This is a genomic window from Thalassotalea sp. PLHSN55 (genome assembly GCF_052030545.1).
In the GTDB taxonomy this organism is placed as follows: Bacteria; Pseudomonadota; Gammaproteobacteria; order Enterobacterales; family Alteromonadaceae; genus CANMXU01.
Map to the genome: position 1 here is coordinate 103,487 of NZ_JBPDIH010000007.1, position 20,834 is coordinate 124,320.

A 20,834-nucleotide genomic window follows, 5' to 3' on the forward strand; every position below is an offset into this window, starting at 1 on the left:
TGGTTGAAGGGAAACATTGTCGCAAAGTAAAGCGCAATTAAAACCTTTACTTCATATTTTACCTGAAGGTTTAGAGCTAATTGCTGAATTGCTATTACCTACTTGTTTTATTTTATATTATTAATATTTACGACTTATGCCTATATCAGAAGAACACCAATTGCTGAAGTTTTCATCATCAAAAACAGTACCACTTATTTTACAATCTGAAATTGCTGAATGTGGCTTAGCGTCACTAGCTATGGTTGCCAGTTTTCATGGGCATCAACTTGATATGCCCGCTATGCGTAAACGCTTTTCAGCAAACTTAAAGGGTATGAGTCTTCAACAACTCATTGAGTTAGGTGATAGTTTAGGATTGGCTAGTCGAGCATTACAATGCCCCATAGATGAAGCGCATAAGCTAGCTACTCCTTGTATTTTGCATTGGGATTTAAATCATTTTGTGGTGCTTACCAAGGTTTCGGGAAAAGGCTCCCACCCAACTAAAGGCGCTAAATTCTCTATAAATGATCCTGCAATGGGTAAGCGCACCCTAAATACCGAAGAGTTTAGTAAACACTTCACAGGTATTTGTTTAGAGTTAACCCCTACCAGTAAGTTTGAGGTAAAAGAAGAGCAAGCACAAATGAAGTTTACTCAATTGTGGTCTTCAATGTCTGGTTTAAAATTAGGGTTGGTGAAGCTCATCGGCCTGTCTTTGGTACTACAACTATTTGCCTTAATGACGCCCTATTATATGCAGTGGGTAGTGGATGAAGTATTAATTAGTTTTGATAAGCCATTACTTACGGTATTAGCAATTGGTTTTGCACTAATAGCCATAATTTCGGTTGTAACGAATGCGGTTCGAAGTTGGTTGATTTTACGCCTTTCAAGCTTACTCAATATGCAAATGGGTGTAAACCTTCTTAGACACCTATTACGCTTACCAATGAACTATTTTGAGTCTCGTCATATCGGTGACATAGTTTCTCGTTTTGGTTCTCTTGCTCAAATACGTGAGCGTATTACCACAGGTTTTGTTGAAACCTTAGTTGATGGTGTAATGGCTATCACCGTATTGATCATGATGGCGCTTTATTCATTAAAGCTTACCGCAGTGGTACTTGGCGCAATTGCTCTATATGCCATAGTGCGTTTAGCGTTATATCGTCCTCTGCATCAAGCCACTGAAGAAATGATTCAAAGTTCAGCCAAGGAGCAATCTAACTTTTTAGAAAATATTCGTGGTATTCAAACTATTAAATTGTTTGGTAATGAATCACAACGTCAAGGAATATGGCAAAATCGTTATGCTGAAGTCATTAATAGTGAAATCAGATTAGGTCGTTTAAATATCAGTTTTGATTCCTTTAATAAACTATTGTTTGGTTTAGAAAATGTCTTGGTAATTTATTTTGCAGCCCTTATGGTGATGGCAAATAGTTTATCAGTGGGTATGGTATTAGCTTTTATTGCTTATAAAGGGCAATTAACGGGAAGGTTTGCTAATTTAATTGAGCAAATAATTCAATTTAAAATGATGCGTTTACACCTTGACCGTATTACTGATATTGCTTTAACTGAGCAAGAAGCTAATAGAGAAGGTGAAGCTACTTTTTCAAACAGTGAAAATCAAGAGCCCAAAGGCCAATTAACGCTAGAAAATATTTGTTTTAGTTACAGTGATGAGCAAGCGCCAATTTTAAATAATGTAAACCTCAAACTTGATGCGGGAGAGTCTATTGCTATTACTGGCCCGTCTGGGGCTGGTAAAACTACATTAATGAAAATTATGTTGGGTTTACTACAGCCAACTTCAGGTAATGTTTATCTTGATGGTAAAGATATCACTCAAGTTGGCCTCAAAAATTATCGTAAAAAAATAGCGGCAGTGATGCAAGACGATACACTGCTTGCTGGCTCTATCGCTGATAATGTTAGTTTTTTTGATCCGCAACCTAATTATCTTAAAATTGAACAATGTGCTCATTTAGCCGCAATTCATGACGACATTACTAAAATGACAATGGGTTATAACTCACTCGTTGGCGATATGGGGTCTAATCTATCAGGTGGTCAAATACAGCGGTTATTACTTGCTCGTGCGCTTTATCAATCTCCTTGCGTTTTATTTATGGATGAGGCGACAAGCCATCTTGATAAAGACAATGAAGCTAGAATTAGCGAACAAATACAGCATTTACCTATGACACGCATTATGATTGCTCATAGACAAGAAACTATTAATATGGCTGAGCAGGTCTATCATTTAGAAAACGGTATTTTAGTTAATTTATCAGATGAACATTGTAAAACTGCCAGTTGAACATGAAATGTGGTACTGTATGGTTATTAAGATTAGGCTTTGGTTTTGTGCGAAACGTTTTTAGATATAACCCCCAATGTCACAAAAAACTTCAACCAAATTCAGGTCTATACCTTTTTGGCGTTAATGGCGCAAATTACCGGCAAAAAGCCAGGTATTGCTTATCATAAAATTGTTAATGCCCATATCTATGAAGATCAGCTTGAATTGATGAAAGAAGTGCAGCTAAAACGTGAGCCTTTCCCATCACCTAAACTTATCATCAACCCTAAGATCAAAACCTTAGAAGACTTAGAAACGTGGGTGACTATGGATGACTTTACGGTTGAAGGTTATCAATGCCATGAGGCAATAAAATACCCGTTTGCGGTATAGCGTATTGCAGTTAGTATAACTGCAATAAAAAGCGCTTAACTTTACCAGCTTTGTTTAACAGCTATAAAGTTAAGCGCTTTTTTATTTCTACCATTTTTTATTGCAAAATATAGCGTATCAACCACAAAGTATAGGCAATATAAAACGATTAACGCTGCATGGTTATTTTAAACACATCGGGCGCGCAAACATCGATACAACGACCGCAATTAGTACAGTCATTATCAGATATCAATGGGCCAATGCCTTTACTTTCGCCTTTAAGTGGTCCTTTAAGCACCTGAGGTTCAGGGCAAACCATATAGCAATCACCACAATTGTCACATTGCTCTCGGTTAGCGGCAGTCACCTTGGTACGACTCGCTTTACCTATCAAGCCATAAAAAGCGCCCATAGGGCAAATATGACCACACCAACCATGTCTAACAACAAATAAATCAAACAGAAAAATCGCCACTAATACTAACCAGCCATAACCAATACCAAAAATAATGCCTCGGTTAACCATCGACACTGGGTTGAATAACTCCCACGCGACAAAGCTGATCACCAAGGGGGTTAATAAGGCGGCAGCCAGAATGACTAAACGTAATCCTTTGGGGATACTGGTGTGAGTATTAATGGAAAATTTTCGTCTTAGCCAAGCGGCGGTATCGGTAATAATATTTATCGGACAGACCCAAGAGCAGTAAGCTCGGCCACCAACAAGAAAGTAAAAGAATAAGACAATAGCAACGCCAATAATGGCATTTGCTTCAGGAATATGGCCAGCAAAAAGCAACTGTATAAAAATAAAAGGGTCAGAAAGCGGTACGGTATCTAAAATAAGGCTGTTGGCTAAATTACCTTTTATTAACCAAATACCAAAAACAGGGCCTAGTAAAAATAATGCGATAATAAATAGCTGAGAAATACGTCGCAAAATTAAGAATCGGTGTGCATACCAAAAACCATGCTTTGCTACTGCTGCGGTGCCAATCGGAGCTTTCATGATTTATCCTCCGGTTTTGCTATTTTAATGCCGGGTAAGTTAGGGTTACCTTGTTGCTCTTTTGCTTGATCTGTTTGCCAATAGAGCTGGTAATGATCTTGAATTTTACCTTTGGCTAGCGCAAGCGGTAATACTTTTATCGCTGCTTCTTCGGTAATACAGGCATGTTCACATTTACCGCAACCTGTACAAAACTCTGAATGCACCACAGGTTCAAGCACCGCATGATAATCAATACGTTCGTTTTGGCGCCTCTCCAGCGTTATTGCCTTATCAATTAACGGGCAGACACGATAACAAATATCGCATCGCAAACCATGAAGGTTAAGACATGTTTCGCGGTCAACAATTACCGCAATGCCCATTTTAGCGTCGTCGATGTCAGTTAATTTGTGATCTAATGCGCCCGTTGGACAGGCCGGTACACACGGAATATCTTCACACATTTCACATGGGACTTTGCGAGCGTCGAATATTGGAGTGCCATTAGGGGCTGAGTCAAGCCAACTGGCTAATTTTAATGTATCGTAAGGACAGGCTTGAACACACAAACCGCAACGTGAACAAGCAGATAGAAAGTCTTCTTCTGGTAAAGCTCCCGGTGGTCTTAATGCACGAGCCTCACTAGCACTGGAATTACTTGCGTAGCCGCCAAGAAAACTTGAAACAACACCCACCGAACATGCCGCTTGTGCTGAGTCAACGATAAATTGACGACGTGTCTTTTGTTTAAATTTTTTCACCATTAATCACCTTAAAAGCATGGCTACAGCGTAATTATAGAACTCAGCGGTGATTAAAGGTTGATCTGCATCAAGCAAGTCACTTAAAGGAAAATATGAGGTTTATTTCGCATTAATATAGGTTAAAAATTTTATAGACGATAAGTCGATTCACTTTATCTATTACAATAGAGTTACAGTGTTTCTGCCCTTATTTAAACAAACGTTTATATAATTGATATTATCTGGATAACCGATATAATTCGTCAGCTTTAATTTCTTTAGCTGAACCCCATATATTCTAAGTAGGGACACTGTTTAATTGATAGAATTTTGTGTTGAAAATTTCACTTTTTTAACTGCTGGCGAAGCAACGTCAGAACAAGCTGATTGTTACTGTTTTGATAAAGGTGATTTGCCTGTGCTTGATTGGGTTCCTGCAATGCAGCGAAGACGTTTAAGTGCTTTTGCTAAAATGTCTTTGTTTTGTGCATATAAAGCCAGTAATGCCAGCAATTCTATGCCAGTTGTTTTTTCATCTCGACATGGCGATTTACATAAAACTTCCGCACTGTTAGATACCTTAGCTGAAAAAGACAGTTTATCTCCCACCGCCTTTAGCATGTCGGTACATAATGCTTCTGCGGGATTGCTGAGTATTTTGACAGGCAATAAATCTGCATCAAATACGATTTCGGCTGGTAGAGATAGCTTATTCATGGCGATTTTAGATGCCTACGCCAGACTAATGACAAGTACTGACGATAAAATATTAGTTGTCCATTGTGACCAAGCATTACCAGAGGCGTATCGAAATTTTAGTGACGAAATACAAATTGATCATTGCATTGCTTTTGTTATGACAAAAGCCGCGGCAGATAAATCTCGAATTCAATTGAGTATGACTGAAGATGACACTAAACGCACTTTATTGAGAAAGCCTCAAGCGGTAGACTTTATTGACTTTTTACAAGGCGATAAAAATACTACGACGAAGATCTTAGGAGATTCAATGCTATGGACGCTTAGGGCAGTAGCATGAAAAAATTAAATTATTGTTGGCGTTTATTCGCTACCGGTTTTTGTTTTAGTGTATTTGGCCTAGGTGGCTTAATTATTTCCATCTTTGTTTGCCCGATACAAGTATTGATTTATCGTAATAAATCAATAAGAAAACAAAAGGCGTTAACTATGGTGCATCACCTATTTAAGTTTTTTGTTTTTCTACTCAAAGTTACTGGCGTTTCACACTTTACCTTTTCTGATGAGCAAAAACTTACCCAGTTAAAAGGTCATATCGTGATGGCTAATCATCCGTCATTGATCGATGTTGTTGTGTTAATTTCACTGATCCCTAATGCAGACTGTGTTGTAAAAGCTAATTTATTTAGAAACCCTTTTATTAGAAGCGTACTTAAAAATACCGGTTATATTAGTAACGATAGTGTTGATGGCTTGATTGAAGATTGCAATAACTCGCTAAAACAAGGCAATAACCTTATTATTTTTCCGGAAGGCACACGTTCAACGCCGGGAGAGAGCATCAGCTTTCAGCGTGGAGCGGCCAATATCGCCTTACGTTGTAACGCACCAGTTACAACGGTGTTAATTAAAGTAACGCCAACGACCTTAACTAAGGCGGAAAAGTGGTATCATATTCCAGAAAAGCGTTTTGAGTTTAGCTTAAGGCTAACGCAAAAACAGCCATCGTTTAAAATAACTGATGATACCGCTATGAGTAAATTAAGTCGCCAGTTTACATCTGCCTTGGAGCAGCATTTTATAGAGGAACTAGAAAGAGTATGAGTAGTTTAGCGCTTGACATTAAAACGTTAATCATAGAAACCCTAGATCTTGAAGATATTACTGTAGATGATATTCAAGATGAAGAGCCGCTGTTTGTTGATGGCTTAGGGTTAGACAGTATCGATGCGTTAGAGCTTGGCTTAGCCATTAAAAAGAAATTTGATATAAAACTGGATGCAAATTCAGAGGAAACAAAGCAACACTTTGCCTCAGTAAGTAGTTTATGTTCGTTTATCGAAAGTGTTCAAAGTAAGTAGGTGTGAATAAATGAAGTCTAGAGAAGAAATGTTAGCAACATTAACTGAAATCTTAGTTGAAGATTTTGAAATAGAAGCAGAAGATATCGCCTTAGATACACACCTATATGAAGAATTGGAATTAGATAGTATTGACGCGGTTGATTTAGTGGTGAAATTAAGTGAAATCACCGGGAAAAAAATTAACCCCGACGCTTTTAAACGAGTCAGAACGGTCGGTGATATTGTCAATGAATTAGAGGCGTTGTTGCTTAACTAGTGAAAACTGCACTGAATATAGCTATGGGTATGGTATTAATATCGTACCCATTTTTAATTTTTATTGGCTTACAGCATTTCGAACCACGTTGGTTAAGTGTTTTAATCTTGGCGGTTGTTGGCGCTCGGCTCATGCTATCAAAAGCTTTGATAGCTAAGATGCCATGGTTGCCTGTGGCAAGTTTATTAGGTGCACTAACCCTTATATTTTCAATAGTCGCTAATAATCAGATTGGCGTTTTGCTTTATCCTGTTGCCATCAATATTGCATTATTCTCTGTATTTAGTTTTTCATTGTTTAAAAAGCCTAGTGTTATAGAAAGTTTTGCTCGTATCTCAGAACCTAACTTAGATGAGCATGGCGTTAAATATACAGAAAAAGTCACGTTTATTTGGTGTGTGTTTTTTGTTTTTAATGGCGCTATTTCATTATATACCGCGATATATGCTTCACCCGAAGTGTGGATGATATATAACGGCTTGATCGCCTATATCGCGATGAGCACACTTTTTATATTGGAATGGCTAGTTAGACAAGTCGTTAAGAAAAGATCAAATGACCAATATTAAACTAGCTGACAGCCCATTATTTGCCGGGAAAGACTCATATTCAAAGAAAGAGTTTTGGCATCACGTTGCCTTATATCGGCAAGCATGTGCTAGTTTGGTTAAAGATAATAGCCAAGCCAACGTTTTATTATTTGATAACAATATCTTTCGATTTCTTGTTCGTCTAATTGCGCTAGGTTTAGAAGGATGCACCGTTGTATTACCGCCTAACGATCAGCAGGGCACAATTGAGGACATTTTACCTGATATTGATTACATTGCTGGCGATATTTTAATTGATCATCAAACTTCTTTAGAAAAGCAAACTGACAAGGTGAACGCTCGAGTTGATGCTATTAAAGGTTCAATGTGGCCAACAACCGGAGAGCTCATCTTTTTTACTTCGGGTTCTTCAGGAAAAGCCAAAGCGATTACTAAAAGCTGGACGCAAATTAATAATGAACTAAGTGTATTACAAACCCAGTTTAGGTTTGCTACCAATAGCGTTTTTATTTCAACAGTATCCCATCAGCATATTTATGGCTTGTTATTTCGAGCGTTATTGCCACTTAAATTAGGCAATACCTTATATGAGAGTTTTGAATACCCTGAACATATTGCTGCTGTTATTTCAGATAAAAAGCACTGTGTTTTAGTTTCAAGTCCTGCATTTTTGAGTCGGTTAGTGAAAGACAATGTCCTTGAAAAGCACAATAGCTGCTTTGACTACATTTTTAGTTCAGGTGGAAAGTTAATTGACTCCGATGCATTTTTGTTATTTAAACAAATGAAGCAGGGAGTGGTTCAAGTATACGGCAGCACTGAAACTGGCGGTATTGCACATCGACAAGTTGAAACATCTGCTGATGAGCTATGGCAGTTTTTTCCAAATGTCTCTTGCCAAGTTGACTCAGAGACAAAACAGTTAATATTAACGTCTCCTTTCATACAAGAAAATCAATTACTACTAGAAGATTTAGGTGAAATTCATTCCGGCAAGCTTCGCTTATTAGGGCGTATTGACCGCACCATTAAGTTGGAAGAAAAGCGAATTAACTTAACCCTGATGGAGTCATTGTGTGAGCAGCATGTGTGGATTAGCCAGGCGCGATTTTTATTGCTAGAACAACGCCGCACTATCTTAGTGGCAGTGATAAAGTTGAATGAATTAGGGAATAAGCAACTTGAAGAAAACGGCACTCGATTTATTAATAATCAGCTTAAAGCGCATCTTTTGACACATTTTGAGTTGGTTACTTTGCCAAGAAAGTGGCGTTATGTTGAGGAATTTCCATATAATGCACAAGGTAAACTTCCTGTTGCTGAGTTGGAGAAATTGTTTGTCTAAATTAACCTCTGTATTACCTAAAGTGATTGATAGTGAATTAGTGCCAGACGGCATTAATGTAAAATTATATATTGATGAAAATATTGATTACTTTAAAGGGCATTTTCCTGAGGCTCCTGTGCTGCCAGGTGTGGTGCAACTTGACTGGGCAATTTACTTTGCACGTAAACACTTAGATATTTTAGATAGTGACGTAAAAAATGTTGAGGTACTTAAGTTTCAAGTGATTGTTCGCCCTAATATGGAAGTTCAACTAAATTTGGTGAAAAAATCTGACACTAAATTTACCTTTACCTACTTATCTGAAAAAGGTGCACATGCTTCTGGTCGCATTGTGCTTGAGGAAAAGTAGGTGTCGTATTGTTTTATCATCCCGAACTATAACCACATTGGTTACATTGAAACACTGATCCAATCGCTAGAGCGTTATAACTTTCCAATTGTAATGGTTAACGATGCCAGCGAAGCTTCGGTAAAAGAAAAGCTAATTGCCATTGAAGCGAACACGCCACAATTAACCTTGCTCAACCATGAGGTAAATCAAGGTAAAGGCGGAGCAGTGCAAACTGGCCTTCTGTACGCAGAACAACAAGGGTATGACTTTGCTATCCAAATTGATGCTGACGGCCAACATTGTTTGGACGATATTGATACTATGTTATCAATGTCGAAAACCTATCCTGAATATGTCATAAGCGGTAAGCCGATATATGATGAGTCTATTCCTAAACACCGATATTGGGCGCGCTATATTACCCATTTTTGGGTGATGATCGAAACCTTATCAACAAAACTCAAAGATACTATGTGCGGCTATCGAGTTTACCCCGTTAAAGCGAGTGTAAAACTCATTCAAGAAGTGAGTTTAGGTAAACGTATGGACTTTGATATTGAAATTTTAGTACGTTTGTTTTGGCGAGGAGTTGAAAGTAAGTTTGTTGATACAAAAGTGATTTATCCTGAAGCAGGTATTTCTCATTTTAGGGCGTTTGAAGACAATGTTCGTATTTCATGGATGCATACTAAGCTGTGCATTGGCATGCTAGTTCGCTCTCCAATGCTGCTTAAAAGAAAGTTTCAATAATGTCATCAAATCAATCTCATTGGTCAAAAATTGACGAACGTGGCTCAGTGCTTGGCTTAAAGATATTACTCTTTTTTTACCGATTTTTAGGGCGCAAGTTATTGTGGTGCGGGTTATTTCCTGTCGTTTTATTTATGTACGTTACCGGTAAAAATGCGCGAACAGCGTCACAACAGTTTTTTCTAAAAGCCCATAACATTGATAAGAGTGTGCCTAAGCCAACGTTTTTTGTTTCATTAAAACACTTTTGTCAATTCGCTGACTCAGCGTTTGATAAGCTAGACGCGTGGTTAGGCCGTATAACGCAACAAGATATTCGTTATCAAAATCAAAATATCTTCCCCAAATTAGTCGCTAAAAAGCAAGGGGCGATTTTTATTGGTTCGCATTTAGGTAACTTAGAAGTATGTCGTGCTTTAAGTCATCAAAAATATAGTAGTCGGATTAATGTCTTAGTGTTTACTGCCAATGCCGTGAAGTTTAATCAAATCTTACAAGAGGTCAATCAGCAGGCTTCGGTAAACTTGATTCAGGTTGATAGTATGTCACCAAGTTTAGCTATTGATTTACAAGAAAAGGTCGATAACGGCGAGATGGTGGTTATCGTTGGCGATAGAACCAGTGTAACTACAGCAGGTCGGGTTGAGTATATTCCATTTTTAGGTGAACCCGCCCCTTTTTCACAAGGGCCATTTATTCTCGCTTCATTGTTATCATGTCCGGTATATTGGTTCTTTTGCTTAAAAGAAGAACAGGGGTTTAATGTTGTTTTTGAACATGTTGCAGACAATATTGAATTACCTCGAAAGCAACGCAAAGAAGTGTTAAATGGTTTGATCACTGAATATGTTAGGCGCTTAGAGTATTATGCTTTGCGTTATCCGTTTCAATGGTTTAATTTTTTTAATTTTTGGCAAAAAGATGATGCTGTGCAGCGAAATCACAAAAAAGTGTAATTAAGGTAAAAATGAATTCAGTCGTATTTGGTCATAACAGACTCACCATAGAAGATATTGTGTCAATCGCACAAAATGAAGCGCAAGTTGAAATAAGTAACGATGAACACTTCACACATAAAATTAATGCTGCCCTAGCGTTTTTAGATACGTTACTCGCAGAAGAAGGTGTTATTTATGGCGTAACAACCGGCTATGGTGACTCAGTTACTACTGAAATCCCACTTAACTTAGTACAAGAGTTACCGCTACATTTAACGCGATTTCATGGTTGTGGTTTAGGTGACTACTTTAATACCACAGAAGGTAAAGCGATTTTAGCAACTAGGCTAGCGTCTTTATCTCAAGGCTATTCAGGTGTTAGCTGGCAGTTATTGAATTTATTAAGTAACTTTATTAACTTAGATATTATTCCTGTTATACCGCAAGAAGGTTCGGTTGGGGCGAGTGGCGATTTAACCCCATTGTCCTACGTTGCCGGCGCATTAATTGGCGAGCGAGATGTTTATTACCAAGGTGAACAGCTCAATAGCAAAATAGTGATGGAACAATTAAACCTTGCGCCACTAACGCTAAGACCTAAAGAGGGATTGGCGATTATGAACGGCACGGCAGTAATGACGGCTTTGTCTTGTTTAGCCTATTCGCGTGCTGATTATCTAGCTAAACTGGCGACCCGAATTACTTCTTTAGCGAGCATTGCACTAAAAGGCAATAGTCATCATTTTGATGAAATTTTATTTTCGGTTAAACCGCACTTAGGTCAGCAACAAATTGCCGCCCGAATTCGTGATGATCTTAATCATCATGAGCACCCTAGAAATGCAGACCGATTACAAGACAGGTATTCAATTCGCTGTGCGCCACATGTGATCGGTGTATTACAAGACAGTTTACCTTTCTTTAAAAACATCATCGAAAATGAACTAAATTCGGCTAATGACAATCCGATAATTGATGGCATAGGTGAGCATGTGCTTCATGGTGGACATTTCTATGGCGGCCATATTGCTATGGTGATGGATAACATGAAAACCGCGGTTGCTAATTTGGCAGACTTGGCAGATAGGCAAATTGCCTCGTTAGTGGATTCAAGATACAACAATGGTTTGCCGACGAATTTGTCGTCGAGTTGTGATAAAAGGCGTTTTATCAATCACGGTTTTAAGGCGGTGCAAATTGGTGCCTCAGCTTACACCGCTGAAGCGTTAAAACTCACAATGCCAGCGAGTGTCTTTTCGCGTTCTACCGAATGCCATAATCAAGATAAAGTCAGCATGGGCACCATTGCTGCACGAGATGGCTTAAGAGTATTGCAGCTTACCGAGCAAGTTTTAGCCAGTACGTTACTTGCCGCTGTTCAAGGTGTTCGAATTAGGCTTACCAATAACGAAATCTCATTAAACTCACTTTCACCGTCGTTAGTGACTATGTATCAAGATATTGCCGATTATTTTGAAGACTTATCAGAAGATAGGCCATTAGAAGCAGTACTTCGCCAAACCGTAAATTATATTCAAACCCAGCGTTGGTCATTATATGAATAGCAAAAACGCCATAATGTCAGCCGTTGCAACGGTTGATATTCCGTTTCAAGATTGTGACCCAATGCAAGTGGTTTGGCATGGTAATTATGCGCGCTATTTGGAAGAAGCTCGCCGAGAACTATTGCGCCAAATAGATTATGACTATATGCAAATGCAGGCATCCGGTTATGTCTGGCCAATTGTCGATATGCGCGTGAAATATATTAACTCAGCGGTGTTTTCACAGGTTATTCGCATTGAAGCTTACTTAAAAGAATACGAGTCTCGATTGAAAATCGACTATGTGATTTTTGACCAAGCAACAGGAAAAAAGTTAACTAAAGCCTACACCGTACAAGTTGCCGTTGATATTGAAAGTAAAGAAATGCAATTTGAAAGCCCGAGCACACTTACCGACAAGGTAGAGACATGGTTAAAACGTTCTTAATATTGACGGTGGGCATCTTCTGTCTTTTGCTGATGTCACCACCAGTGCAAGCAGAAGAGTTAAGCGCTAAAGAAGCTGAAACGTATTTAAATTTGCCTGCACAATTAGGTGAGCAAGGTGTTTTTCTACAGAAAAAATATTTTAAACAACTCAGCAAGCCATTTACCTCTTCAGGTAGTTACCATATCTCAGGGGAAACGTTTCTTTGGCGAACCCTTGAACCTGCGCAAAGCCAATTAGTGTTTGACGGCGATACGCTTTGGCAAGAGTCTGCTATTGGTAAAAAAGAAAAGCTGCCGGTAGCAGGTCACTATATTGCAATAATTAAAGCGCTGATAACGGTTGATTTAAACGCGTTAACCGAAAGTTTTACCTTAGGCAAAGTCCCCGAAAAGCAATGTCTTTTACTTACACCGAAAGAGCAGCAGCTTACGATATTGGCCAACACCATTGAATTATGCGTCAATGGAGAAACATTAACTGTTCAACTTAATGAATCTAGTGGCAATTACAGCCAGATTTTAATATCTCAAACATCAGTCGATAAGAAGTAGAAGGGCTAAATGCAAGCAAAGAAAGGATGCACGATTTTACTTGTTGGCCAAATAACAATTACGCTGATCTTATTGGTTATTTCACTTCGCCAAGGTATTAGCTTACAGGCGGATATGTTAACTGCGTTGCCAGAGTCAAATTTTGACAAACCTATTTTACATGCAGAAAAACAGCTTTTTAACCGCGCCAGCTCCCATGTGGTAATTTCGTTTAGTGGCAGTGATAAAGAGCAAGCTTACCAAGATTTTTTACCGAAAATTATCAAACATGGTTGGCAAGCGCAGCTTCCCGATACTGAAAAACTTAATCAGTTAGCCAATTTTTATGTCGATTACGCCGGCTATCTATTAAGCGAACAGTACTCAACCAACATAGCGGATGAGCAACGTTTTAGGCAATACTTTACGGCGCAAATGTCACAATTTTCGAATCCGTTATTGTCTCAAACCTTTGAAAAAGATCCCAGTTTAGCAACGGCAAATTTCATAGATGAATTAATCGCCAAACAGTCAAATTTACAAACGAAAAACGGTTATTTTTTTGCTGACCATGTAACCGAAAAGCCGATAGTCTTAATGCTTGATGTGGGCTTGAAGGAGGAAGCATCGCAAGGCATTAACTTTGCTATTTCAACCCGAAATACCTTACTTGCGCTAATCGCCGCTAACAAGCAAGCATTCCCCGAAGTGGCAATAGAGCTCTCTGGCATACTTATGCATTCAGCTGAAAATGCAGAGCAAGCCAAATGGGAAATGAGCTTTTTTGGCACGTTGAGCTTAATGGCAACAATATTGTTGGTGGTGTTTGTATTTCGAAGTATGACACCACTTATTTGGATTGTATTAACGGTATCAAATGCCTTATTAATGGGCTTTACTTGCCTAGTTTGGGTGTTTGAAAGTGTTCATATAATCACATTAGTTTTTGGTACAACTTTAATTGGGCTTGGTGTCGATTATTGCTTACATGTTTTGGCTCATAAAACCTTTGCACGTAAAACCTCAATTACTAACACGATACTGTTTGCCTTTCTCACGACAGTGCTCAGTTACAGTTTGTTGTTCTTAACGCCATTGGCGATATTAAAGCAGGTTGCTGTGTTTGTGTGTTCAGGGTTATTTGCCGCTTTAATTGTAAGTTTATGGCTAGAAAAAACAGGTATGTTGCGTCTGAAAATGTCGGGCGATGATATTGCCAAAGTCAATAGCACCAAACATTTAAAAGCCGTTATGTTCATAGGGCGTAAGCTTGCTGTAGTTATTACGGGCTTATTAGTTATATATTCTGTCGTTAAGCCGTTAAGTTTTGATGATAGCATTGCCAAGTTAAATGCAAGCTCGGCTGAACTGGTTGCCGCTGAGCAATATCATCGTTCGTTATTAGGTTTTCAAGATAAGAGTCGTATTTTTGTTTATGCTAACTCTTTGCAACAATTGCTTGAAAAAGAAGAGCGGCTTGCTCAAAAAATTCAAACGCATTTACCTAATACAACAATTACCAAATTAAGTGACTGGCTACCTTCTGCCGCGACTCAAAAGCAAAACATTACCCTCTTTGAACAAGCGCATGGCAATAAGGTTTATTTAGCGGTGCAAGAATTCTTGCCTGAATATAGGTTTAATCAACCAGCAAAACTTTTGACTTTAGAAGATTTAGTGGCTGTTACGGGGCAGCAGCTTGTGAATGCTAAATATGTCACCTACCAAGATTTTCATGTTTCTTTAATAGAGGTTAATAGCACTGATACTGCTCAGCTTGGCGCCATTATCGACGATAGTGAAAATGTCGCACTATTTGATAAGCAGCGTTCACTAAGTAAAGTGCTTTCTTCGTTTAGAATAGAGTTATCTTATTGGTTAGTTGCGGCTATTGTTGCGATTTTAGCGATGCTTTACATTCGGTTTAAATGGCATACAACAGTCGTTGCGAGTTATGTTATTTTGGCAAGTTTAAATGCTGCGCTTGCACTAGCTTGTCTCATCCAAGGTTCACTTAATGTTTTTAATTTGCTCAGTGCGATTTTAGTTATTGGCCTTGCGGTCGATTATTTGATTTTTTATCGAGAGAAAGAGTTCTCTGATGCTAATGTGATTGCAATAAGCTTGTCGGCAGCGTCTTCATTTTTTGTGTTTGGCATGCTTGCGTTTAGCCAAACCCCTGCAGTTCAAAGCTTTGGCATTACAGTCACGATAGGACTCTTATTAATTTATTTGCTCGCCCCCTTAGTGGTAAAAGGAAGAAAATGAAAAAAGAAGTATTTGATGTTGTTATCATCGGCGCTGGGCCTTCTGGTGCTGTCGCTGGGGCAATGTTGGCTCAATTAAATCGTAAAGTACTTATCATTGAAAAAGAATATTTTCCGCGCTTTTCTATTGGTGAAAGTTTGTTACCTCAATGTATGGCATTTTTATCTGATGCAGGGCTTGTTGATGCAGTGCATAGCGGTGCTGAAAAGTTTGCTTTTCAATTTAAAAACGGTGCCGCGTTTAGTAAACAAGGACAAGAAACATTTTTTGACTTCACGCAAAAATTTTCAGAAGGTCCAGGAACAACGTATCAAGTAAAGCGTGCAGACTTTGATAATTTGTTAGCACAAGGCGCGCAAGACAAAGGGGTTGAAATTCGTTATGGACATCAAGTTTTAGCGGTTGATGTTGACGATGAATTGCCAAGTGTAACGGTAAAGAGTGAGTCTGGTGAGCACTACACAGTTGAGGGTAAATTCTTATTGGATGCCAGTGGTTTTGGTCGTGTACTGCCGCGTTTATTAGACCTAGAGCTACCTTCTAGTTTTCCGGTGCGCCATTCTTATTTTGCTCATTTTCAAGATAATATTTGTGATGCAAACTTTGACCGCGATAAAATTTTAATTACCGTTCACCCTGAGCATCAAGATATTTGGTATTGGTTGATCCCTTTTTCAGACGGTACGGCAAGTGTTGGCGTGGTTGGCGAGCCAGAAAAATTCGACCAAACGCATACTCCTGAACAAGTCTTATTGCAATTTATTGAACAAGCGCCGAACCTCAAGCATTTATTGGCTGATGCTAAGGTTATCAATAGTGTTCAAACAATTAGAGGCTATTCCGCCGATGTAACCCGTTTGCATGGTGATAATTACGCCTTGTTGGGCAATGCTGGCGAGTTTTTAGATCCTGTTTTCTCCTCAGGTGTCACCATTGCGTTGAAGTCAGCGTCCTTGATCGTACCTTTAATTGAAGACAAGCTTAATGGTAAAAAAATCGATTTAGCTAAAGACTATGCTGCGCCATTAAAACAAGGTGTTGATTGTTTTAGAACCTTTGTTAGTGCTTGGTATGATGGGCGTTTTCAAGATGTTATTTTTTTCAGTGAGCAAGAGCCTCATGTGAGAGGTATGATTAGCTCCATTCTTGCAGGTTATGCATGGGATCTAGACAACCCTTATGTCGCTCAAAGTGAACGCCGGTTTAATGTTCTTCATCAGTTATGCAAAAGTGAATAATCAATGACTTGCATAATTGATCAAATAAAAGCCTGTATTATTGCATGGTTGTTATTGTTAAGCTTAGGTTGCACTGCTGTGTATCAAGCTGAACGTGTCGTTATAGCCGACGGTGTTTTTTGGCAACTTCAGCCAGCTGATGCGCTGGATAAAATTAATCAGCAGACGGTTTTGATCACCGCAAATTATCAAAATAATGCCCAGCAATTGTTAGTGACTACTGAATTTCGAGAAAATGTAATGCACCAAGTCGCTATTTCACTACAAGGACTGCCTCTATATGAATTATCATTAGATAACTCGGGCATGGTGACATATCAGCAATATATACCTTCTTCCATTAAGCCGAAATATATACTGTCTGATATGCAGCTGGTGCATTTACCGTTAAATCATTTGAATGCGATGTTAACGGGAGCAATTGTGACCGAAACCACGACTGAAACTGGACGACAGCGAATGGTGTTTCAAGGTCAAAAAATTATAATGACTATCGATTATCAAGCAAGTGGTATTACCATGGTTCATCATCAAAGAAATTACCAATTAACGATAAAGGAAGTTGAGTAACATGAGTTACCTACATGACCTTGGCATAGTCTGTTCGTTGGGAAAAGATAAGTTATCTGTCATCGACTCTTTATTAAATCACCCTGAAAATGAGTACCTAACGGCATGGCAACAAGCTGTCGACTCAGAAAAACAGTTTATTTGCGGACAAGCGACTGTTAGCCAAACTGAATTACCTAATTTATCGGAATTTTCATCAAAATATCAAAGTCGAAATAATCAATTGGCGATGTTAGCTTATCAGCAAATTTCACCGACGTTATTCTCTTTGACAAAGCATAGTACACCGGCGCGTATTGCTGTTGTTATCGGTACGAGTACCTCCGGCATCAAAGAAGGTGAGCAGGCTAAAGCTTGTTTAAATAGTGATAATCAATGGCCACAAGATTATCACTATCATATGCAAGAAATGGTATCGCCGGCAGAGTTTCTCGCTAAAGTTTCTGGTGCTAAAGGTCCTGTGTATAGTATTTCAACTGCCTGTAGCTCTAGCGCTAAAGCAATGGCGAGTGCACAAGCATTACTTGAAGCTGACTTAGCGGATATTGTCATTTGTGGTGGGGTTGATACATTAAGTCATTTACCAAACAATGGTTTCAATTCATTGGAATCTATCGCTAGCCAGTATTGCAATCCTTTATCTGCCGAGCGTGATGGCATAAATATTGGTGAAGGCGCAGCATTGTTTGTTATGGCCAAGCAGCCCGCTGAAATTAAGTTGTGTGGCGTTGGTGAAACCTCTGATGCACATCATATTTCTGCGCCTCATCCAAGCGGAGAAGGTGCTCAAGCGGCAATGCAAAAAGCATTAGAGCATGCGTCATTGAGTCCATCTGATATTGATTATATTAATTTGCATGGTACTGCGACGATTAAAAATGATGAAATGGAAGCGCTAGCGGTTCATTCTCTGTTTGGCGCTAAGGTGCCATGCAGCTCAACGAAGCGCTTTACCGGTCACACTCTTGGTGCAGCTGGTGCAATTGAGTCAGCAATTTTGTGGTTGCTACTGTCAAACTTTAACAAAACTTGTGCGCTGCCTGTCAATAAAAGTGATTTTGGTATTGATGCAAAACTTGCTAATATTTCAACCGTTAAAAACCAAACTAATATAAAGTTACGTTATTGCTTGTCCAACTCTTTTGCTTTTGGCGGTAATAATATCAGCGTAATAATAGGTAAATCTTAATGAGTAAATACGCCATCGAAGAGCTGATAGCCCATAAGTCACCCATGGCTTTGCTAGCAAGAATGGTTAGCTATGATGAAGCGAGTGCGGTTTGCGAAGTGGATATTAGCGAAAGTTCGCCTTTTTTTCAGTCTAATTTAGATGGCGTGGCAAACTATGTTGGTATCGAATATATGGCACAAACCATCGCCGCGTTTGCAGGTGCTAAGGCACTAGATAAAGGCAAGGCTATTGATATTGGTTTTTTATTAGGCAGTCGTAAATATCAAACTTATCAACCAAATTTTACCAATGGCACCACTTACCAAGTCAGTGTCAAAGAATTATATAAAGAAGATTCCGGGTTAAGTGTTTTTGAATGTGATATTAAAAACCAAGAGCAATTAATAGCATCAGCAAAAGTGAATGCTTTTCAACCTAATAATCCTAAGGAATTTCTTGAGGAACAAAAATGAATAAACGTGTTTTAGTGACTGGGTCTAGTCGAGGTATAGGACGCGCAATCGCATTGCGACTTGCTAAACAAGGATTTGATGTAACGGTGCATTGCCGAAGTCAACGATCGCTTGCACAAGACGTGGTATTAGAGATTGAGTCAATGGGAAGACAAGCCAATATACTTCAGTTTGATGTATGTGATCGCAATGGTGCTAAAGAAGCGATTGAACAAGATATTAAAGAACGTGGTTATTACTACGGCGTGGTTTGTAATGCTGGTATTACTCGAGATATGGCATTTCCTGCGATGTCGGGCGACGATTGGGATGATGTTATCAAAACGGGTCTAGAAGGTTTTTATAATGTCGTGCATCCAACCGTTATGCCTATGGTGCAGTCTCGTCAAGGCGGGCGAATTGTTACTATGGCCTCGGTTTCTGGCGTTGCTGGTAATCGTGGTCAAGTCAACTATAGCGCTGCTAAAGCGGGTGTGATTGGCGCAACTAAAGCATTAGCTTTGGAGCTTGCTAAACGAAAAATTACGGTGAACTGTGTTGCACCTGGGCTAATTGAAACTGAAATGACAGAAGACTTACCAGTTAAAGATATTGTAAAAATGATCCCGTTAAAACGTATGGGTAAAGTCGACGAAGTTGCTGGAACGGTTGCTTTTTTAATGTCTGATGATGCCTCTTATATTACCCGTCAGGTACTTTCAGTGAATGGCGGATTAGTCTAATGAATCGTGTTGTTGTTACTGGTATGTCAGCAATTACCGCTCTTGGCCAAGATTGGGAGACATTTCAACAAGCGTTAAAATCTGGTCAAAATGCTGTTGTGACTATGGATGAATGGGACTTTGTTGAAGGGGTAAATACGCGCTTGGCGGCACCGGTTCCTGACTTTGAAAAACCTAAGCATTATAAGCGCCAAAAAGTACGTTCAATGGGACGCGTATCGTTAATGTCTACATTGGCAACTGAACGAGCACTTACACAAGCTAACTTACTAGATGCACCTTGTTTAACTGATGGCTCTACCGGTATAGCTTATGGTTCTTCAACGGGCTCTACTACGCCTATTGTTCCTTTTGGAAATCTGCTTCAAACCGGCGAAATGAAAGGTGTTACGGCCACTAGCTATATTCAAATGATGGCACATACCACAGCGGTTAATGTCGGGGTGTTTTTTGAACTTAAAGGTCGCACGATTACTACTAGCTCGGCGTGTACTTCTGGCTCGCAAGGTATAGGTTATGCCTACGAGGCAATTAAATACGGTAAACAAAAAGTCATGGTGGCAGGTGGTGCCGAAGAGCTATGTGTAACGGTGGCGGCCGTATTTGATACCTTATTTGCGACCAGTACAAAAAATGATTCGCCCAAATCAACCCCTCGCCCTTTTGAAAAAGATCGTGATGGCTTAGTCATAGGTGAGGGCGCTTGTACGTTTATACTTGAAGATTTAGCCCATGCTCAGGCACGAGGCGCGACTATTTTGGCTGAAATTGTTGGCTTTGGCACAAACGCAGATGGCGTACATGTCACCCAACCAACCAAAGAAACCATGGCAGCGTCTATGCGACTTGCTTTAGACGATGCAAATTTGTCAGCAGACAATATTGGTTATGTAAATGCTCATGGCACTGCCACTGAACGTGGCGATATTGCTGAAACCAATGCTACTGAAGAAGTTTTAGGTAATGTTCCAATCAGCTCTCTTAAAAGTTATTTAGGTCATACCTTAGGTGCTTGTGGTGCCATAGAGGCTTGGGCGTCGATTAATATGATGAATGAGCATTGGTTTGCACCAACACTCAATTTAGATGTTATTGATGAAAACTGTGGCAATCTCGATTATATCCGCAAGGAAGGGCGAGCAATCGATACCGACTATGTGATGAGTAATAATTTTGCTTTTGGCGGTATTAATACATCACTTATCTTTAAGCGGTGGCGGAACTAGTT

Annotated in this window: 22 protein-coding genes and 1 pseudogene; 21 read left to right on the plus strand and 2 right to left on the minus strand. The window is 39.3% G+C overall.

The window, feature by feature from the left end:
* Positions 1-136 precede the first annotated feature (136 nt).
* A complete protein-coding gene (locus ACRRSQ_RS14540) occupies positions 137-2,311 on the plus strand; it encodes a peptidase domain-containing ABC transporter (protein WP_440876483.1) in 2,175 nt (724 codons plus the stop codon).
* Positions 2,312-2,398: 87 nt separating this feature from the next.
* A pseudogene (locus tag ACRRSQ_RS14545) lies at positions 2,399-2,686 on the plus strand (thymidylate synthase); the annotation flags it as partial.
* 148 nt (positions 2,687-2,834) lie between these two features.
* Here ACRRSQ_RS14545 and napH read toward each other — a convergent pair.
* Together napH and napG are read right to left on the minus strand one after the other, a co-directional pair.
* Positions 2,835-3,677, minus strand: a complete 843-nt coding sequence (napH, locus tag ACRRSQ_RS14550) for a quinol dehydrogenase ferredoxin subunit NapH (RefSeq protein ID WP_440876484.1) — start codon at positions 3,675-3,677, stop codon at positions 2,835-2,837.
* Positions 3,674-4,423, minus strand: coding sequence for a ferredoxin-type protein NapG (gene napG / locus ACRRSQ_RS14555; protein ID WP_440876485.1), 750 nt, complete (start codon positions 4,421-4,423; stop codon positions 3,674-3,676). Before napG ends, napH begins: the two co-directional genes overlap by 4 nt.
* Positions 4,424-4,721: 298 nt before the next feature.
* Between napG and ACRRSQ_RS14560 the strand changes: the two genes are divergently transcribed.
* The 19 genes from ACRRSQ_RS14560 to ACRRSQ_RS14650 are packed head-to-tail and all read left to right on the plus strand — an operon-like array spanning position 4,722 to position 20,832.
* Complete coding sequence (locus tag ACRRSQ_RS14560; protein ID WP_440876486.1) at positions 4,722-5,441, plus strand: beta-ketoacyl synthase chain length factor; 720 nt, start codon at positions 4,722-4,724, stop codon at positions 5,439-5,441.
* The gene (locus tag ACRRSQ_RS14565) at positions 5,438-6,205 is read left to right on the plus strand and encodes a lysophospholipid acyltransferase family protein (RefSeq protein WP_440876487.1); all 768 of its coding nucleotides are present in this window, start codon (positions 5,438-5,440) and stop codon (positions 6,203-6,205) included. Before ACRRSQ_RS14560 ends, ACRRSQ_RS14565 begins: the two co-directional genes overlap by 4 nt.
* Complete coding sequence (locus ACRRSQ_RS14570; RefSeq protein WP_440876488.1) at positions 6,202-6,462, plus strand: phosphopantetheine-binding protein; 261 nt, start codon at positions 6,202-6,204, stop codon at positions 6,460-6,462. The genes ACRRSQ_RS14565 and ACRRSQ_RS14570 overlap by 4 nt, the downstream gene beginning before the upstream one ends.
* Before the next feature lie 10 nt (positions 6,463-6,472).
* The gene (locus ACRRSQ_RS14575; RefSeq protein WP_440876489.1) at positions 6,473-6,721 is read left to right on the plus strand and encodes an acyl carrier protein; all 249 of its coding nucleotides are present in this window, start codon (positions 6,473-6,475) and stop codon (positions 6,719-6,721) included.
* Positions 6,721-7,290: a hypothetical protein gene (locus tag ACRRSQ_RS14580; RefSeq protein WP_440876490.1), complete on the plus strand. Its 570-nt coding sequence runs from the start codon at positions 6,721-6,723 to the stop codon at positions 7,288-7,290. The genes ACRRSQ_RS14575 and ACRRSQ_RS14580 overlap by 1 nt, the downstream gene beginning before the upstream one ends.
* Positions 7,277-8,617 carry an AMP-binding protein gene (locus ACRRSQ_RS14585; RefSeq protein ID WP_440876491.1) on the plus strand — a complete coding sequence of 447 codons (1,341 nt, stop codon included), beginning with the start codon at positions 7,277-7,279 and terminating at the stop codon, positions 8,615-8,617. The genes ACRRSQ_RS14580 and ACRRSQ_RS14585 overlap by 14 nt, the downstream gene beginning before the upstream one ends.
* Complete coding sequence (locus ACRRSQ_RS14590) at positions 8,610-8,969, plus strand: ApeI family dehydratase (protein ID WP_440876492.1); 360 nt, start codon at positions 8,610-8,612, stop codon at positions 8,967-8,969. Before ACRRSQ_RS14585 ends, ACRRSQ_RS14590 begins: the two co-directional genes overlap by 8 nt.
* Positions 8,970-9,701: a glycosyltransferase family 2 protein gene (locus tag ACRRSQ_RS14595; protein WP_440876493.1), complete on the plus strand. Its 732-nt coding sequence runs from the start codon at positions 8,970-8,972 to the stop codon at positions 9,699-9,701.
* On the plus strand, positions 9,701-10,657 hold the full coding sequence (locus ACRRSQ_RS14600) for an LpxL/LpxP family acyltransferase (protein ID WP_440876494.1): 957 nt from the start codon (positions 9,701-9,703) through the stop codon (positions 10,655-10,657). Before ACRRSQ_RS14595 ends, ACRRSQ_RS14600 begins: the two co-directional genes overlap by 1 nt.
* A gap of 11 nt (positions 10,658-10,668) precedes the next feature.
* Positions 10,669-12,204, plus strand: a complete 1,536-nt coding sequence (locus ACRRSQ_RS14605) for an HAL/PAL/TAL family ammonia-lyase (protein WP_440876495.1) — start codon at positions 10,669-10,671, stop codon at positions 12,202-12,204.
* On the plus strand, positions 12,197-12,631 hold the full coding sequence (locus ACRRSQ_RS14610) for an acyl-CoA thioesterase (protein ID WP_440876496.1): 435 nt from the start codon (positions 12,197-12,199) through the stop codon (positions 12,629-12,631). Before ACRRSQ_RS14605 ends, ACRRSQ_RS14610 begins: the two co-directional genes overlap by 8 nt.
* The gene (locus tag ACRRSQ_RS14615) at positions 12,613-13,185 is read left to right on the plus strand and encodes a LolA family protein (protein WP_440876497.1); all 573 of its coding nucleotides are present in this window, start codon (positions 12,613-12,615) and stop codon (positions 13,183-13,185) included. Before ACRRSQ_RS14610 ends, ACRRSQ_RS14615 begins: the two co-directional genes overlap by 19 nt.
* Positions 13,186-13,194: 9 nt before the next feature.
* Positions 13,195-15,432: an MMPL family transporter gene (locus ACRRSQ_RS14620; protein WP_440876498.1), complete on the plus strand. Its 2,238-nt coding sequence runs from the start codon at positions 13,195-13,197 to the stop codon at positions 15,430-15,432.
* Positions 15,429-16,670, plus strand: a complete 1,242-nt coding sequence (locus tag ACRRSQ_RS14625; protein ID WP_440876499.1) for an NAD(P)/FAD-dependent oxidoreductase — start codon at positions 15,429-15,431, stop codon at positions 16,668-16,670. The genes ACRRSQ_RS14620 and ACRRSQ_RS14625 overlap by 4 nt, the downstream gene beginning before the upstream one ends.
* A 3-nt stretch (positions 16,671-16,673) precedes the next feature.
* Positions 16,674-17,240, plus strand: a complete 567-nt coding sequence (locus tag ACRRSQ_RS14630; RefSeq protein ID WP_440876500.1) for a DUF3261 domain-containing protein — start codon at positions 16,674-16,676, stop codon at positions 17,238-17,240.
* A gap of 1 nt (position 17,241) precedes the next feature.
* Positions 17,242-18,429: a beta-ketoacyl-ACP synthase gene (locus ACRRSQ_RS14635; protein ID WP_440876501.1), complete on the plus strand. Its 1,188-nt coding sequence runs from the start codon at positions 17,242-17,244 to the stop codon at positions 18,427-18,429.
* Positions 18,429-18,884, plus strand: a complete 456-nt coding sequence (locus ACRRSQ_RS14640; RefSeq protein WP_440876502.1) for an ApeP family dehydratase — start codon at positions 18,429-18,431, stop codon at positions 18,882-18,884. Before ACRRSQ_RS14635 ends, ACRRSQ_RS14640 begins: the two co-directional genes overlap by 1 nt.
* Positions 18,881-19,606, plus strand: coding sequence for a 3-oxoacyl-ACP reductase FabG (fabG, locus tag ACRRSQ_RS14645; RefSeq protein WP_440876503.1), 726 nt, complete (start codon positions 18,881-18,883; stop codon positions 19,604-19,606). The genes ACRRSQ_RS14640 and fabG overlap by 4 nt, the downstream gene beginning before the upstream one ends.
* Complete coding sequence (locus ACRRSQ_RS14650) at positions 19,606-20,832, plus strand: beta-ketoacyl-ACP synthase (protein ID WP_440876504.1); 1,227 nt, start codon at positions 19,606-19,608, stop codon at positions 20,830-20,832. The genes fabG and ACRRSQ_RS14650 overlap by 1 nt, the downstream gene beginning before the upstream one ends.
* Positions 20,833-20,834 lie beyond the last annotated feature (2 nt).